The sequence below is a fragment of the Sphingobium subterraneum genome, assembly GCF_014199435.1.
GTDB classification, from domain to species: Bacteria; Pseudomonadota; Alphaproteobacteria; order Sphingomonadales; family Sphingomonadaceae; genus Sphingobium; species Sphingobium subterraneum.
In genome coordinates this window covers 565,601-583,208 of the sequence record NZ_JACIJP010000002.1, presented here as the reverse complement: position 1 = coordinate 583,208, position 17,608 = coordinate 565,601, and the positions used below count along the sequence as shown (strand labels likewise).

Annotated in this window: 9 protein-coding genes; 4 read left to right on the top strand and 5 right to left on the bottom strand. The window is 64.8% G+C overall.

Annotation, left to right across the window (positions count from 1 at the left end; all coding sequences use genetic code 11):
* The first annotated feature begins 97 nt into the window (after positions 1–97).
* The 4 genes from FHS92_RS09455 to FHS92_RS09440 all read left to right on the top strand — a co-directional run bounded on the left by FHS92_RS09455 (position 98) and on the right by FHS92_RS09440 (position 6,358).
* The gene (locus tag FHS92_RS09455) at positions 98–2,548 is read left to right on the top strand and encodes an NAD(P)-binding domain-containing protein (protein WP_184079832.1); all 2,451 of its coding nucleotides are present in this window, start codon (positions 98–100) and stop codon (positions 2,546–2,548) included.
* A 121-nt stretch (positions 2,549–2,669) separates the two neighbouring features.
* On the top strand, positions 2,670–3,551 hold the full coding sequence (locus tag FHS92_RS09450) for a hypothetical protein (RefSeq protein WP_184079830.1): 882 nt from the start codon (positions 2,670–2,672) through the stop codon (positions 3,549–3,551).
* Positions 3,552–3,598: 47 nt separating this feature from the next.
* On the top strand, positions 3,599–5,458 hold the full coding sequence (locus FHS92_RS09445; protein WP_184079828.1) for a cytochrome c3 family protein: 1,860 nt from the start codon (positions 3,599–3,601) through the stop codon (positions 5,456–5,458).
* Between the two features lie 51 nt (positions 5,459–5,509).
* Positions 5,510–6,358 carry a phosphodiesterase gene (locus FHS92_RS09440; protein WP_184079826.1) on the top strand — a complete coding sequence of 283 codons (849 nt, stop codon included), beginning with the start codon at positions 5,510–5,512 and terminating at the stop codon, positions 6,356–6,358.
* A 9-nt stretch (positions 6,359–6,367) separates the two neighbouring features.
* Here the strand turns inward: FHS92_RS09440 and FHS92_RS09435 are convergent, their stop codons facing one another.
* The 5 genes from FHS92_RS09435 to FHS92_RS09415 form a co-directional block, all read right to left on the bottom strand.
* Complete coding sequence (locus FHS92_RS09435) at positions 6,368–8,233, bottom strand: CHASE3 domain-containing protein (protein WP_184079824.1); 1,866 nt, start codon at positions 8,231–8,233, stop codon at positions 6,368–6,370.
* A gap of 119 nt (positions 8,234–8,352) precedes the next feature.
* Complete coding sequence (locus tag FHS92_RS09430) at positions 8,353–12,360, bottom strand: LVIVD repeat-containing protein (protein WP_184079822.1); 4,008 nt, start codon at positions 12,358–12,360, stop codon at positions 8,353–8,355.
* Entirely contained in the window at positions 12,360–14,231 is a 1,872-nt protein-coding gene (locus FHS92_RS09425; protein ID WP_184079820.1) for a hypothetical protein, read from the bottom strand. Before FHS92_RS09425 ends, FHS92_RS09430 begins: the two co-directional genes overlap by 1 nt.
* 3 nt (positions 14,232–14,234) lie before the next feature.
* Positions 14,235–16,151 (bottom strand): heme-binding protein, encoded by a 1,917-nt coding sequence (locus tag FHS92_RS09420; RefSeq protein ID WP_184079818.1) that lies wholly within the window; start codon positions 16,149–16,151, stop codon positions 14,235–14,237.
* Positions 16,151–17,569 carry a multiheme c-type cytochrome gene (locus tag FHS92_RS09415; protein WP_184079816.1) on the bottom strand — a complete coding sequence of 473 codons (1,419 nt, stop codon included), beginning with the start codon at positions 17,567–17,569 and terminating at the stop codon, positions 16,151–16,153. The genes FHS92_RS09420 and FHS92_RS09415 overlap by 1 nt, the downstream gene beginning before the upstream one ends.
* Positions 17,570–17,608 lie beyond the last annotated feature (39 nt).

Sequence of the window (17,608 nt, the reverse complement as noted above, 5' to 3'; positions counted from 1 at the left end):
CTCGGGTGAAGCTGGTAAAGTCCGCCCGGGGCTCGCAACCGCAATCAACACCGGCGATTGATCGCCAACCGTCTTCCGCAGAAATGGGGGTTCTGCCTTGAGTGACAGCGTCCGTATAGCCATCGTCGGCTCGGGTCCGGCTGGCTTGTCCGCCGCCGCGCGCGCCGCGCAGCTTGGGCTGTCGCACGTCCTGCTGGAAAAGACGGACCATCTGTCCGATACGATCTATAAATATCAGAAGGGCAAGCACGTCATGGCGACGCCCAGCCAGCTGATATTGCGATCCGATTGCGATTTCGATGCGGGCAAGCGCGAGGCCATTCTCGAAACCTGGAACCGGCAAGCAGCGGAACTGGGCGTCACCGTCGCCTATCAGGCCGAGGTGAAGGCGATTACGGGAAGCGCGGGCGCGTTTACGATTACCACCACCAAGGGCCAGACGTTCGTCGCCGAAGCCGTCATCATGGCCATCGGCACGCAGGGCAACCCCAATCTGCTGCGCTGCCCCGGCGGCGATCTGCCGCACATCCAGTACCAGCTCGACGATCCCGGCGAATATGTCGACGAGCACATCACTGTGATCGGGTCGGGCGATGCGGGGATCGAGAACGCGCTCGGCCTCGCCGCCGACGCAGCACAGGGCAATGTCGTCACGATCCTCAACCGCGGCGCGGACTTCGCGCGCGCCAAGAGCGCCAACGTCAAGCTGCTGATGGAGGCGGGCGAGCAGGGCCGCATTCGCATCATGACCGAGACGTCCCCGGCGGAAGTGCGCCCGGGCGAACTGGTGCTCGATACGCGCGACGGGCAGGAAACCATCCGCTGCGACCGGATCATCGCGCGCATGGGCTCCGCCGCGCCGCGCAAGTTCGTCGAAAGCTGCGGCATCGACTTCACCAGCGAAGACCGCGAGGCCTTCCCGAAACTGTCCCCGGTGTTCGAAACCACCAATCCCGGCATCTTCGTGATCGGCGCGCTGGCGGGCTATCCGCTCATCAAGCATTGCATGAACCAGGGCTACGACGTGGTCGAGTTTATCAACGGCAACCGCGACCTGAAGCCCGCCGACGAACCGATCCTGGAAGCGAAGTTCGCTGCCCTTCCCGGCACGCGCTCGGTGGACGAATGGCTGGAGCTGCTCCGGGCGCGCGTGACGATCCTTAACGACCTGTCCCCGCTGCAGATGCGCGAATTCATGCTCGACAGCGAAGTGCGCGCCTACAAGGCGGGAGACGTGGTGTTCGAACGGGCGGCACCCGGTTCGTCGCTGTTCGCTGTGGCGGAAGGATCGGCGCTGGTCGAGGTCAACCCCACCGATCCGTCTGTCACCGTGCCCATTGAGCAGGGGTCGATTTTCGGCGAGGTCGGCCTGATTTCCGGGCGGCGGCGTGGCGCTACGGTCCGCGCGGGCGCGGCATCGATCATGGTCGAAGTGTCCCGTACCGCCGCATTGAAGCTGATGGCGTCCGTCCCGGCGGCCAAGCGCGCGGTTACCCGGATCTCGATCGAGCGGCAGCTGCTGCAGATTTTCGGCCCCGGTCTTTCGACCGACGATGTCGCGCAACTCATGGAAAGCGCCGAGGTCCTGTCCGTCCGCGCGGGACAGCCGATCATCACCGAGGGCGAGGACGGCACCGACATCTATGTCATCCGCGTCGGATCGATGATCGTCGAAAAGATGGTCGCCGCGAAGCCGGTGTTCCTCTCCTACCTTCCCGCCGGGTCCTATGTCGGGGAAATGACACTGATCGGCGGCGGCAAGCGCACCGCGACGGTCAAGGCCGCGATCAAGTCCGAGGTCATCAAGCTCGACGGCGCGGCGATGCGCGCGCTGATGGACCGCAAGCCCGCGCTGCTCGAGCGCGCCCGCACGATGATGGCATCGCGGCAGGATGTGAACGCCTTTATTGAAAGCCGCAAGGACAGCTTTTCCGGCGCGGTCGACATGTATTCCGAAACCGCGCGTTTCCTGGTCGACAACGGCATTGGCGAGGCGACCGACGTGCTGCTGATCGACGAAAATCTGTGCGTCGGCTGCGACAATTGTGAAAAGGCCTGCGCAGACAGCCATGAAGGCCTGTCCCGGCTGGACCGGGAAGCGGGCAAGACCTACGCCCATCTCCACGTGCCGACATCCTGCCGCCATTGCGAGCATCCGCACTGCATGGCCGACTGTCCGCCCAACGCCATCCATCGCGGGCCAGACGGCGAAGTGTTCATCGACGATACCTGCATCGGCTGCGGCAACTGCCAGCGCAACTGCCCCTACGGCGTGATCCGCATGGACAGCGTGCCACCGCCCAAGCCATCGCTGCTGAGCTGGCTGTTCCTGGGCAAGGGACCGGGACCGGGCGAGCCGTCGAAAAAATGGCGGTATAAACATGCCGAACCGGGCGTCGAGAAACCGAAGAAGGCGATAAAGTGCGACATGTGCTCCGGCATTGACGGTGGCCCCGCCTGCGTCCGCGCCTGCCCTACCGGCGCCGCGATCCGCGTCGCGCCGGAGGATTTCCTGTCCGTCGCCCGGCTGGAACGGGAGAACGGATGATGGTTTCTGGTGATCGCTCCGTTCGCCCTGAGCTTGTCGAAGGGCCGTCCTGTTTTCTCAAGAAAGGTCAGGGCTTCGACAGGCTCAGCCCGAACGGAATGTCTGGGGGGGAGGCGCTCTAATGGCGACCCGCGCGTCTTCCACGCATACCCCACGCGCAAAAGGCGAGACCCTCCACGACGGCTTCCTGCGCCACGCCGGGTTTCGCTGGGCGAAGATCGCGGGCGGATTGAGCCTGCTGCTGGTCGTCAGCTACGCGCTGATCGACATCACGCCGCGCCACAATGGCGGAAGCTGGTACGGTTACACGCTTGGGACCATCGGCGTCGGGCTGATCCTCTGGCTGACCGCGCTCGGCCTGCGCAAGCGGGCGATGACGACGGGCCGCTGGTCATTGAAGGCGTGGACGTCCGCCCATGTCTATCTGGGCCTCAGCCTGATTGTCATCGGCACGCTGCACACCGGCTTCCAGTTCGGCTGGAATGTCCACACGCTCGCGTATGGGCTGATGATGCTCGTCATCCTCTCGGGCCTGTACGGCATCACTGTTTACACGGTGCTGCCCCGCGCATTGAGCAGCAACCGGAGCGAGATGACGCAGGGCCAGATGCTCGACGCCCTGCGCGCGATCGACCGGCAGTTGCACGACGCCGCGCAACCCCTCGCGCAGGAGGATGCGGCGCTGGTCCGGATGTCGCTCGATCAGGACCCCTTCGGAGGAGGTTTATGGCGCCGATTGACGGGAAACCACCGCGATTGCGTGACCACGCAGGCGCATCGCGAGTTGCGCCGCGCAACTTCCACACGGCCCAATCTCGGCAATGATCCCCTGGAAAAGGTGGATGCGCTGCTCGATCGCAAGGAAGCGATGCTGGCGCAACTGCGGCGTCACCTGCGGCTGCGCGCGCTCCTTGAAATCTGGCTTTACGTGCATGTGCCCGCAACCTTCGCTCTGCTCGCGGCGCTGACCGCGCATATCGTCAGCGTCTTCTTTTACTGGTAACGGGTATGAGCGCGGGGGACGAGAATACGGGGAACAGGGCGGGGGCCATGGCATTTCTGATCCGAACGACAAGCTTCACCGCCGACGGGCGCGAGCTTGTGCGCAGCGCGACCATCGCCAAGCCGCAGATCCGGGTCGGCCGGTCGGCGGAATGCGACATTCACCTGCCCGACCTGGCCGTCACGCCAGACCACGCCCGGATCGAACGGATCGATGCGCGCCGGATCGCGGTGCGCGCCACCGGCACGCTCGGCTTCGATGTCGATGGACGCCCGAGCCAATCCGCAGAGATCGACAGCGCGACCGGAGCGGAGCTGCGCTTCGGCGGCCACCGGATCACGGTGTCGCGATCCGACGCGGACGAAGTCGTGCTGTCCGTCCAGCGCACCGAGGCCGTATCCGACGCAGCAGAGGAACGCGACGAGCATCAGGTCTTCTCCCTAGCCGGTACGATGATCGGCAAGCGCCCGCTCGCCTGGGCCGCGGTCGTGCTGATCCTCCTCGCGTTCCTCGCCGTGCCGATCGCCAGCTATCTGTCCCGCCCACGCGAAGACACGCGCAACATCTACGCCGTGATGAAGCAGCGCGGTCCGGCGAAGGACGTCGTGCTGGGCGACAGCAGCTGGTCATCCGGTCCGCTGAGCAAGGCGCATCATGGACTGGAAGGAAAATGTGAGAGCTGCCACACTCAGGCGTTCGTGTCCGTCCGCGATAGCGCGTGCAAGACCTGCCACACCGACGTGCACGATCACGCCCGACCGGAGCGCATTGCGCAAGCGCGCGCCGAAGCGGGGCTGGGCGGCCGCCTCCTCGCGAGCGTCGCCCATGCGTTCGGCAAGCCCGGTCCGGGAGCCTGCGTCGATTGCCACCGCGAGCATGAGGGGGCGGGGCCGATGCAGCCCACGCCGCAGATTTTCTGCGCCGATTGCCACGCCACGCTCGACAGTCGGCTCACGGACACGAAAATCGGCAACGCCAGCGATTTCGGCACCGACCATCCGCAATTCCGCCCGCTTGTGATGGTGCAGCCGGGTAAGCATCCCCGTTTCGAGCGGATCGCGCTCGATCGCAAGCCGATGGACGACAGCGGTCTCAAATTCCCGCATGCCCTGCATCTCTCGCGTACGGGCGGGGTCGCGCGCATGGCGCAGCGGCTCGGTGCGGAACAAGGCTATGGCGATGCGCTGGCGTGCAAGAGCTGCCACACCCCCACCAGCGATGGGGTCCGCTTTAAACCGGTCGACATGGAAACCAACTGTCAGGCCTGCCACAGCCTCGGCTTCGAGACGATCGGCGGCGTGACGCGGACCTTGCGCCATGGCCAACCGGACCAGGTGATCGCCGATCTGCGGGCCTTCTACCGCTCGACCGGGCCGACCGTGCCGATCCAGCTGGGCGGAATGGCGCGGCGGAGGCCGGGTGACTACGCGCAGGGCAAGGTTTATCATGCCTATTTTGGCGCCGTGGCCGCGCGGCCCAACGGCGCGGATGCCGCCATCGCCGCGGTGTTTTCGAAGGGCGGCGCCTGCTATGACTGCCATACGGTCACGCCGCCGGGCGTGAACAGCGCGACCGGCTGGACGGTCCTGCCGGTGCACCAGACGATGCGCTATATGCAGAAGGGCTGGTTTGACCATGCCGCGCACAAGACCGAAAAATGCGAAAGCTGCCACGCGACCACCACGTCGACCAAGGCGACGGATCTGCTGCTGCCGGACCTCAAATCCTGCCGGGAATGCCACGGAGGCGAAAAATCCCGGTCGGATGTTCCCTCCGCCTGTGCTCTATGTCACAGCTATCATATGGATGAAGGCGCACCATGGGTCTCACACGTGGGGTCGTCGGCTGTGGGGCCAGAACAGAAACGCAAAAAACCAACGGCGGAACGGGCCGCTGATCTGCCATAAGCCGGTGTCGAGGCCGGTTCATAATCCCGGATGGAAGAAGGGACGTAACGGATGCTGATCGCGCAGATCACCGACATCCATCTGGGATTCGATCCGGGCAATCCGGCCGAGTTCAACCGCAAGCGGCTGGATCAGGTGATCCAGCGCCTGCTCACCGGTCCCAACCGGCCAGACCTGCTGCTCGCCACCGGTGATCTGGTCGACCGGGGGGATGAGGACAGCTACCGCCGCCTCGCCAACGCGCTGAGCGTCTGCCCATTTCCCGTCTATCTGTGTATGGGCAATCATGACGACCGGGCCAATTTCCGTTCGCAGTTTCCGCGGATCCCGGCGGAGGACGGGTTCGTTCAGTATGCGGTCGCGCTCGACGGGCTACGGCTGTTGATCATTGACACGCTGGATCCCGGGCGCCACGGGGGCGCGTTTTGCGAGGCGCGGGCGGCGTGGCTCTCAGCCCGGCTCGACGAGGACCAGGCAACGCCGGCGATCATTGTCATGCACCACCCGCCGGTCGAAGTCGGGATCGACTGGATGAACACCCATGCCGACGAACCATGGGTGCGCCGTTTTGCTCAGACCATTGCCGGACGACATCAGGTGCAAGCGCTGATCTGTGGCCATCTGCACCGTGCCATCGTCGCGCCGTGGCGCGGAACGACCGTCACCATCTGCCCATCGACCGCGCCGCAGGTGGCGCTCGACCTGTCGCCGATCGACCCGGACGTGCCCGACAACCGCCCGATGATCATTGCCGACGCGCCCGCTTATGCCCTCCACAGTTGGACGGAGAACGGCTTGGTCAGTTTCTTCGAGACGGCGGACGAACATGTGATGCTGGCGAAGTTCGATGCCACGATGCAGCCGCTGGTAAAAAGCCTGATCGCCGAGCGCCCGGCCTGAAGCAACACTCTACGGGGTGTTGTCCAGCACCTGGCGCACCTTCACGGCAAGCTGTTCGACCGTGAAGGGCTTGGCAAGGAAGTTGAGCCCGGGGTCCAGCATCCCGTTATGCACGATCGCGTTGCGCGTGTAGCCGGTGGTATACAGCACCTTGAGGCCAGGGCGCTGGGTCACCGCCTGCTCAGCCAGCCGTCGTCCGTTGATGTCCGGCATCACGATATCGGTGAACAGCAGGTCGATGTGCGGCTGGATGGCGAGCAGCGCCAGCGCCTGCGTCGCATCGCCTGCCTGCACGATGTGATAGCCAAGATCACGCAGCGCCTCGACCGCGACCTGGCGCACCCGTTCCTCGTCCTCGACGATCAGGATCGCCTCGTTCCCGCGCGCACGGGGCAGCAGGTCGGTGGAGAGCTGCGCATCAGGCGAACTCATGACCGGTTGCGAGCCATAATAGCGCGGCAGATAGATTTTGACGGTCGTGCCCTGCCCGACTTCCGAATAGATTTTCACATGGCCGTGCGACTGTTTGACGAAGCCAAACACCTGGCTGAGGCCAAGGCCCGTTCCCTTGCCCACGCCCTTTGTCGTGAAGAAGGGATCAAAAGCCCGGTCGATCACATCCGCGGGCATGCCCGCCCCGGTGTCGCTGACCGATATCATCACATATTGCCCCGGCCGCACCTCCGTGTGCGTGGCAGCGTAGCGGTCATCCAGCGCAGCGTTGGTCGTTTCGATTGTCATGCGTCCGCCATCGGGCATCGCGTCCCGCGCGTTGACGCACAGGTTCAGGACAGCATTCTCGAGCTGGCTGACATCGGCAAAGCACGTCCAGATGCCCGCACCCATCACCGTTTCCACCCGGATATGATCGCCGGTGGTCCGGTGGAGCAGATCGGACATGCCACTGACGAGGCGATTCGCATCAAGTGCCTTGGGCTCCAGCGGCTGCTGGCGGGAAAAGGCCAGCAAACGTGCGGTCAGCTGCGCGGCGCGCTGGGCGCCTTCCATCGCGTTGTCGAGCGAACGGAGCGCGCGCGGCTCCGCCTGCCCGGCGAGTCGCAGCCGGGCAATGTCGAGCGAACCGATCACCACGCCCAGCATATTGTTGAAATCATGCGCGATGCCTCCGGTAAGCTGGCCCAGAGCTTCTGTCTTCTGCATCTGCCGCATCTGTTCTTCGGCGGCGTGGCGCTGTTTGACTTCATCCACCAGCTGCTCGTGGGCCACGGCGTAAGCGTCGCGCGATGCCGTCGTCTCCGCCAGCAGAATCCGGGCATGGCGCAGCGCGAAAATTCCCAGCGCCAACAGGACGAGCGCGCTCACCACAAGGCCAGCAAGGCCAAGCTGCCACTGGCCATGCGCATAGGTGGTGCGTTCTTCGAGCAGCCTGCGCTCCTCCCCGCGCATCTCCTGGACGACCGCATCGACGCGGTCCATAAGCTGACGGCCACGGCGGATACGTTCGGCATCGGGGGGCTGCCCGGCGCGGTCCATCGCCAGCACCTGCAATAGAGAGGCCCGACGCAGACCGACGATTTCGCTGAGCTGGCCAAGCCGCTGGATTTGTCCGGGGTTGTCCGCCACCAGCCCGCGCAATTCCCGAAAATCCGCAGGGAGCGCTGCCAGAGCCTGCTGGAACATATCCAGATACCGCTCGTCATGGACCAGCAAATAGCCGCGCTGTGCGGATTCCGCCTGCTGGATATGGGTTTCCACCGATCCCAGCGTCATTTCTACGCGCATGGTATGTTCGACCATGTCGAACGCCTTGCGCTGCAGAACAGAAACCCAGATCGCCGCCGACACGGACAGGACCAGCAATCCGTAACCGATCGCAAGAGCACGAATGGAGCGGTCGTTCCGGACGGTCAGCATCGCACGTGCATGAACGAGAGTAGGGTGGGTGTTAAGTAATATGCGATGAACCGAGCGGACACGCGGAACAATTACGCACTACCGCATATGAGAAATTCTCGGACAGGACAGGAGAACTTCTATTGCGCGGGTAGCTTCATCGGCGCGCGCCATGCTGTCATGTCCGGCGTATCGCTGACTTTGTAAGGCACGCCCTTGCTGGTGAGGAACAGTTTTTCCATTTCCGGCCGGGTAAAGGGCCGAGAACCCAGTCGGCCAAAAACAGCGATCTGCCCGCCGGTTTCATCGACAGCCCGGTCCCTGTCCAGCCCCTTGGACAAGGCCAACGCCGGGGTCGGCGTCTTCGCCCAGGCGATCAATTCCGGCTTGGGCGGTGACGAAAAACCGTAAAAATTGGGCTGGCTGTCCGGCGAGGTCAGCTGAATGACTTTCAGCCCATTACGCCCGTCCGCCACATAGGCAAAGGCGCTTGCGTTGGTCGACCCGACGATCACATCCTCTGCATCGGTCATCTGTCCGCCGAAGGTTTCCTTGGCGTAGACGACGGGCTTGAGCGGATTGGTGACGTTGATGATGACGAGACCATCCTTCTTGGCCGCGACATAGGCGTAGGTGCGCGCAACATAGATGCGGCGCGCGTCGGCCAGCGGCACGGTCGCGCCCGGTACGGCGACCGGATCGGTCAGCTTCGTCACGTCGAACAGCTTCACCCCTTCCGCATCACTGACCCAGAGATAGCGGAACTGGATTGCGCTCGCCCGCGCGTCTTTCAACGGCCGCACGGCCGCGAGGCGCGGACGCAACGGATCGGCAAGATCGACCACGACCAAGCCAATATCGGCGGTGATGTAGGCGACCTGCCCGGCCAGCTGGATGTGCCGCGCACCGTCGAGCACATGATCCGGGTTCCACGTCACCGCGCGCTTCAGAAAATTGTTGCGGAACTCGCCATCGGCCATGGTGTCGATGTTCACGAGGATCAGCCCTTCGACGCTGTCCGTCACGGCGGCATAGCTGTAGATCGGCAGGAACGGCTGTTCCTGATTGGTGGCGCGCAGTTCCGGCGTGTTGCGCAGCGGATTGATCGGCTGGTCGGTGGGCAGCGCCATGCAGGTCGCATTGGGGCTGGCCACATGGGTGTCATACCCCAGCGAGGAGAACGGCCCGGAGAGGATCGGTTCCGACACGCCCTTGTTGGCGATCGACGCGACGTCGTAGACGCGGAAGCCGCCCGATCCTTCCGCAACATACATATATTCGCCGCGCAGTTGCAGGCACCCCACGCGGCCCTTCGTGCCCTTCACGACATTGCGGAATTCCTCGACCGCCTGCGTCTCCCCCGAGATCGCCTTGTCGAACATCTTGCCGCGCACCCAGTTTTTGAGTTCGCGCTTGTTGTCGTCCACATGCATTCGCCAATAATCGGGATAGGCGTATTTCTGGAGATAGGATCCAATCACCGCCTGCGGCTCGTCCCATTCGGTGACGCGGATTGCCTCGAACCCGCCGGCGAGGCCGGTCCAGGCGTTGAGCCCCACGAAATTCACATAGTTGGTGCCCAGCAACATCAGCTGCGCCATGATCGCGTTGTTGTCGTCCTTGTCCGACAGATGGCAATCGGAACAGGTCTTGGTCTCCGTCGTGCGCACGGTATGTGGGAAGTGCGGCGCGAATGCCTGGCTCGAAAAGCCGATGCCGGAGATCGGCGGCTGCTGGATATAGATGCGTTCGCGGTTGATGTTGGTCGATGACAGCACCAGCGCAGACGAGGAGCGGACCGGCGCGACCTGATTGCCCTTGGTCGTCATGTGCTTGCCGAGCTGGAACATCTCGTCGCGCGCCACCTGAGGGTTGTAGGTCGCGAAATTGCGCGTCTCCCGCCCTTCGAAATGGTGCATCTTGGTCTTCCAGTTCGCCTCGATCGGCAAATGACACCCGCCGCAGCTGGTCGTCCAACTGAGGTGGCAGGTGAAGCACGCCATGCTGTCGTCGCCATGCGCGCGGTCCGCCTTTGGCACGCCGGGGCCGAAGGCGAAGCTGCCGTCCTCCGCGCCCGACTTGCTCATCAGCTTGGCGCGCGCGGCGCGGGCGTTAAAATGCGGATTGGCGGGATCGACGCTGTTTTTAACGAGCGATACTTCCCATTCGAGCGACGGATCGACGATCGACCTTTGGATCAGTTTGCGGCGGCCGCCTGCATCATAAAACCACTCGAAGCGGCGCTTGCCGTCCGGGTTGCGCAGCAGCGCGAGGTTGTTGCCGCCCGGCGGTGCGGCGGGTCCGGATGTCAGCAGCGTCGGATAATCGTCCGCCGTGCCATGGCAGTCCTTGCATCCGATCTCGATCGCGTTCGCCACCTCGCCGTAGATGAAGCCGTTGCCGTGGCTGTCCTGCGCAAAATGGCAATCCGCGCACTGCAGACCCTTTTCGGCATGGATGTCCATCATGTGCACGGTCTTGCCAGGGTTGGTGCCGGGCGGAACGAACGTGCCTTCGCCCTTCTTGCGCCATTTTTCGGGGTCGTCGTTCTTCACGATCTTGCCCTCGGCGTCGAGGAGATTGCCCTCGCGGTCGCGCTTGAAGATAGCCCGGAAATTCCAGCCGTGGCTGTGATAGTCGGCGAACTGTGTGTCCTTCGCCTTGGGGTTCACCGTGTCATAGACGTTGCGCAGGAAATCAACGTCGCCCCACAGGCCGCGCGCCGCCGCGCCTTCCGGGTTGCGGTCGTTGATCGCGCGGACTTCGGCGGCTGTCGGATATTTCTGCTTCTGCGGCCACATCAAGGGCGCGTCGGACTCATAGTCCCACATGGTGTAGCCGAGATAGCTGTTCAGGAAGATGTTCGGCTGATGCATGTGGCAGCTCATGCACTGCGCGGTCGGGATGGCGCGGGTGAACGCGTGGCGGATCGGGTGGCCGCTTTCCTTCGTGGCGGGGTGCGCCGCCGCACCGGGCTGGATCAGACCACCATGGCCATCGCCATGGCTGTCATGCCCGTCCTTCCCGGCGCTCGCCATCTTGCCCGCAATGGTCGGGTCGACCGTCTGCGTCTGCCCGTCGCGCCCGGCCTGCGCGTAGATCAGGCTGTGGCGCGGTTCGCGGTCGTTGGCGTAGACGACATGACAGCCCGAACAGCCCGAATGGCGATAGTCGCCGGGCTGGTCGTTGGTCCCCATGAACCAGAGGAACGGGTCGTTGAGGCGGGTCTTGTGGATGTTGAGCACCGGGATCGCGACACGCAGGCCCGTCCCCGGTCCCCGGCTCGACTGCTTGAGATCGGGGCGGCCCGGCTCCTCCAGCCGCTGGATCGATCCGGTCGGATTCGGCAGGCCGATCTCCGGGAACTGCGTCTGAATGTTGCGCCCGCCACGCTCGAATACGCGAAAGATATCGCCGGGCGGAATGACCTGCCACTGGGGCAGCGGATAGAGCGCGCCCAATGCCCCGCGCGCCTTCTGTTCGGCGCTCAATGTTCCGGGCGGAGAACCGGGTGACACAATCTTCGCCGACTCACCCTCGCGGGTATAGGCCTCGCCGAAAATGTAGTTTTTGAACGGCACGATGCCGTTATTGTACGCCGCCCCGCCCCACAGCATTGCGCCCGACGCCATGATCGAGCGCTCGCCCGCCTCGATCGTGCGCATGTGGCAGGATCCGCAGGCTTCGCGCACCACACGATAGTCGCTGGGATTAATAAAGCGGATGAACTCGGGCGCCTCCCGGTTCAGCAGCGCATAGGTGCGCGACGGATTGGCCGACGAGGGATAATGCCAGCTGTTGGGATAGCGCGGCAGGACATGCGCCTTTTCCCGCGCGGCGACATAGGCGGGATCGGTAAAGCCCAGATCCGGATTGCCGCGCACCGCCGCATTGCCGCCATGGCAATCGGTGCAGCCCAGCTGGACGGCCGGAGTGGCGTGCATCGACGGCTCGTCGGTTTTGGTGTGGCAGCTGTTGCAGCCTTCGGACTTTGCGGCGACCTGCTCCTCCGTCTGGCTCATCGGCGCAGCGGGCGCGGTGACATAGGTCCGCGCGACCGGCGCTTCCTCTTCGCTCGCGCGCAGCATCGCCGCCGGGATCGCCAGCGCCGCGAGCATCAGCAGCAGCAGGGACAACAGCCGCCGCATCAGTAGCTCAAAATCAGGTTGGCGAGCACGGAGTAATAATTCCGGTTGCGGTCGCTGTTGGTGAAAAGATCACGAAACCCGTCGCCCGGCGCCAGCACCGCGCCCGACAGGCGGAACACGATGTTCTGCGTCGCCTTGGGCCGCCAGATGCCCGCCGCCGAGAGATCCCAGCCGATGCTCTTGGGGATCGACCCCTCATTGCGGAATTCGCGCAGCGTCGCCGTGTTCTGGAACCACAGATGGTTGATGTTGGTCGACAGCCGGACCTGCGGCGTCAGGTCAAAATCAGCGCCCGCGCCCAGCAGCATCGTGCCGGGATTGTTGAAATTGCTCTGCCCCTCCTCCTTCGAGGACCGCAGGGAATTGAGGATGCCGTTGCGCCCGTTGATGCTGACCGGTCCGGCTGCGCCGCCGATGAACGGAATTGACTGGCGGATCCAGTAGCTGGTGTCCGCCCCGGCAAACACCGGGTTCTCGAAGATCGCGTCGAAGCCGTTTTCCGTATTGTCATAAGGATCGCCGTCGCCGCTGGCGTAGAGGCCCGAGACGCGGAAGCGCATCCAGTCGACATCATAGCTCGCCTCCGCCGCCGCGAAGAAGGCGCGGATCTTGGCGGGCTTGCGCGTGAAAATGCTGTTCCGGTCCTTGCCCAGCGCGCCATAGAGCGAGGCGGTGAGGTTCATCCGCCCGATCCGGCCGTCCGCGTTATAGCCGAGATAGACGACATCATAGGCGCGGCGGTTATGGTTGCCGAGCACGGCGGGCCGCACGGGAAAGCCGTTGTCGTCGATATGGGTGTCGTCCTGCTCCCGATTGCGGTTGTAGACGGCGGTGATCTGGCTGGTGAGCGCCGGGATCAGAAAATCCTGGCGGTAGAGGTTGGCGACGAACACGAAATCGTCGCGCGGCGTCTGCACCACCGAATTGAGGCCGCTGTTGGTGTCCTTTTCCAGCCGCCAGAACGCCGCGAGGTTGAACTGGAAGCGGTTGTTGTCGCGGTTGCCGAAGAATCGAATGCCGAGCTGCTGGTCGTTGAACAGGAAACCGCGAAAATCGCTCTGGAACGGCTGAATGCCAACGCGGATCGATTCGAAATCATAGCGATCCGACGTGTTGCGCAGGTGATAGTCGATGAAGGCTTCCTGCACGCCCAGGAAGTGGTCCGTGCGGTGGCTCGGTTTGCTCGACTGGACGAACAGCACCTGCTTTTCCGGCACGTTCACATAGGATGCGTTGAGCGCGAGCGTCACCCGGTACTCGATGTGCGGCGGCATGAACGCCGTCGATCCTTTGATGAGCGAGGCACCGACGATGAAGGTCTGCGAGGCGACCACGCTTGCGTCCTTACCGAACGCATCGAGACCCCCCGGCCGCTCCGTCGTGGGCGTGCCGACCGGAATCGGGAAGGTGCGCGGTTCCAGCACGGTGTCGCTCACCGCGCTGGCGACAAAAAACCAGTCGTCGCCGTGGATGGGCAGCCACTTGACCTTTTCCGGGTTTATCGGCCGGTCGCCCTTGTAGGTGTTCTGGTGATAGGGATCGAACCAGCGTTCCTGGACCACGCCCAACGACTGGATGAGCCGCCAGCGGTCGGGGACCGGCACCTGATCGGTTGGGAACGCTTCGGGCGGCGGTGCGCCGATCGCGCCCGGATTATCCTGCGTCACCTTGTCCGGGAGCGAACGCTCGAAACCGGGGCGGCGGCGGCCATCGATCGACTGGTCGTCAGCATCGACCACCGGCACCGGCGCGGCGGGATCCGGGCTGTTGACGATGTCCTGCCAATTGGGCGGCGGCGGTGGAGGGGGTGGCAACGGGGCCTCTCCGCTCACCGCAGCCAACAAGGGCAGGAAGAGGGTCGAATGCAGCATCTGCTAGAACGTCGTACAGTTGAGCTGGTCGGTGGTGTCGAGAAACGGTGCGATCGGGCACTGGACATAGCGCAGCCGCACGCCCTGCGGGGTCAGCGTATCCGCGCGGATCGCCCCAGGCGCGTTACGCACATCGGTCGTGCGCAGTCCGCCATAATGCGCGCCCAGGAAGCTGATCATGTCGTCCTGATCCACACCATCGCCCGACACGCCGATCGCGCCGATGAGCGTATTGCCGCGATAGATCGGCACACTGCCGGGGAAAATCTGGATGCCGTTGGCGAGGCGCGATGACGATGTGCAGCTTTGCGGCGTATCGGCCTGCGCTCCGCCGCTGACGACAAAACCGAGATGCGCGCCAAGATTGGCGAGCACCAGCGCCGACTGGAGCCCGGTGGAGAAGGGATTGAACTGCGCGATCGGGCGGGAGAAGGGACCGTTCGCCGTGTTGAGCTGCCCATCGGGATAATAAGGCCGCGCGAGATTGCCGATCGCCCGGTCGGTCAGCGCATTCTGTCCCGTGAGTGCGGTCGATCCCAGGAAAGCCTGCGCCGCCGCGACAAAACTGCGCACATCGGCGCTCGGATCGGCCAGCAGGGTACTGCCCGCCCGCGTGTTGGAAAAGAACGCCGCCGTGCGCGCTTTCTGCAGGCTGACGTCCGTGCCGAAGATCGGCGCGTCGGGCGAGCGGACGATGCCCAGCGGCGCACCACGCGAATCGACCACGCTGATCGTCACCTGCGCCCGACTGTCGAGCGGCTTGCGGATCTGCGCGCGGGCGCGCGTCATGATCTTGAAGGCCTCCTCCAGCAGGGCCGTAACTTCCGTGGCGGTGAGCGGGGTCGGGACATCGCCCGCGTCCGTCCCCGCGCGGATCGGGAACCGGTTGGCGCCATTGCCGTCCGTCAGGACAAAGGCATCGCCGTTGGAGAATTCCCCCGTAGTGGCGCGGCGAAATCCTGAGCCCTGCGCGCCATAGGCGACGCCCGCGCGCGCCGGACCGGCGGTGTAGCCGGGGATCGCGACGAACGCCGATGGGTCAAGCGCGGCCGCGCTGCTCGTCATCAGTTGCGCTGTGTCGATATCGGAATAGACGAGTTGCACCCCGGCAGTGATGCGGTCAGCGCGGATCGACACGTCCGCCTCGAACCCGCGCGTCGCGGCCAGTCCGATGGCTTCCTCGGGATCATTGTCGCGCGTGTCGCTGTCGGCATCGAGGCCATAGACCCCGTCGGCCATGACGCCAACGCCGCCCACCATGACGCCATTTTTGTAGAGGGGAAATCCGCCCGGATCGGCGGCGAGTCCTAAAGGCGACCGCTTGGGACCGATGAAATCATTCGCTGCACCGGGGTAGCGGGGATCGTTGAGCCGTGTGTTGAGGTCCGAACAGGGCAACTGACTGAACTGGACGCCGAACAGCGGACCGCTCGGTAATCCGCGATAGGCCGGGCCGGGCGGATAATGCTCCTGGACGATATAGCTTGCCGTCCGGGTCGAAAAGGCATTGCCGCTCGATGACAGATAAGCGCCGGTAATCGCCTTGGCGATGGCCCCCGCTGCCGCCGGGACAGTGAGGTTCTGCGCGTCGATATTCTGCCCGTTGGGCGCCGCTGCGGTCGTCGCGGTCGCGCGCGCGCCGGGCATGGAATAGACGGCAAGGACATTGCCGACCCGGTCGGTCACGGCAATCACCGCGGGCAAGCTGCGCGCCTGCGCTTCGGCGACAGCATGGCCGACGACGGCCTGCACGTCGCTGATGCTCAGCGCTTCCTGCGCGGGGTCACTATAGGAACGGGTGGGTGCCGGCGTGGGTGTCACCGGTGCCGGAGAGGAGGAACTTCCTCCACCCCCGCCACAGGACGCGAGCAGCAGGGCGAGCGCCGCAACCGGGGCGGCCAGACGATCCCGAAGCCGCATTAGCGCAGCGCCCCGATCGCGCGCGTGGCACTGCCCAGTGCAGAACGGAAGTCCGCCGGGCGATAGCTGTTGGCGTCCTTGACCGCCGCATAGGCGCGGTTGATATCCGCGCGAATGCCCGCCGCCGCGCCGACCGTCACCCGGCCGGACTTCACCATCGCATTGAGCAGCGTGTCGATCGCCATCACCGCCTGCGCCGACCCGGCGTAGTCGGTGAAACGCGGCGCGATAACGCTGCTGTCGATCTGGGCGACAATCGCAAAACCCAGGTCGGCCGATGAGGCGCCGGATGCGAAAGCGCCCGCTAGCGCGCCCGATGTCTGCGCCAGACGGCTGGCGGCGGCGATCGCACTGGCGCGATCCTTGGCCAGCGCCCCATGAAACGCCCGGCTGTCGGCGTCAAAACGGGCCGCAAGCGCGGGAGCGGCGACCTTCGCGGCGGCGGACAGCATGATCATGTTCTCGTCGTTGAAGGGGGGCATGCCCGCAGGGATCGGCCGGCCGGGATTGGCCTCCCACGTCTTCACCCGGCTTTCCTGATCGGTAATCCGGCGGTGGCAGCTGTGGCAGTCGAAAAAGGTGAATTCCGGGAACACGCCTTCGGTGGCGCGGGGGGTCTGGTAGAAGGAAAGCGCGCGCTCCAGCGCCATCGCCTGCCCCACCGCCCACATGCGGACGCTGTCCGTGCGCCCCTTGCGCGCGGCATAGTCGGCATCTTCGTCATGATGGGCCTGCATGGACGAAAACAGATCGAGCTCGAAGCTGATGCGGGGATGCCCGGCGGCCATGATGCGGTGCGTGACGAACTGGCCGGGCCGCGCACTGCCGAAGTGGCAATCGAGGCAAACCGCCGCCCGCGCCGTCGGTTTTTCCAGGGGCACCATGCCGCGCGCCACATTGCCCGCATGGGTCGCGCCGACCGCATAATGGGAGGAGATCCATCCCGCCGCTCCGCCATGGCACGCCTCGCAGCCCACCCCGTCGTTCGTCAGGAACCGCGCGCCGCGTTCGCCGGTCGCGGGTGTCGCGTGGCAGCCGAGGCACTCGCCCGCGCTCGCCGCGTTGCCGATGCCCAGCGTCGCCGCGATCTGCTGGCTGCGCTGTCCGGACAATATGTTGAACGCCCGGCTGTGCGCGCCGCCCGGTGTGGATGGCTCTTGCCACCGGGCGAGTTCGTCCTGCCGAACGATCTTGCCGTCGGCCACCATGCGGCCGTGGCAGGTCGATCCGGCACAGGAAGCGACGCCGGTAAAGCCGCGCCCGCTGGCGTTCGATGCCGTCGCACCGGTGGCGCGGGTTTCACCGAACCCGCCCAGCAACGCCAGACAGAGGGCCGCAACACAGGCGAGCGTGAAGAGCGCCACGGCGATCCCCGTGGCTCTACGCACCCGTTGCTTGTTGGCTTCCCCCGCCGTCATTCTGCACGCCCCCATATCGCCGTACCGAACCCCTGTGCC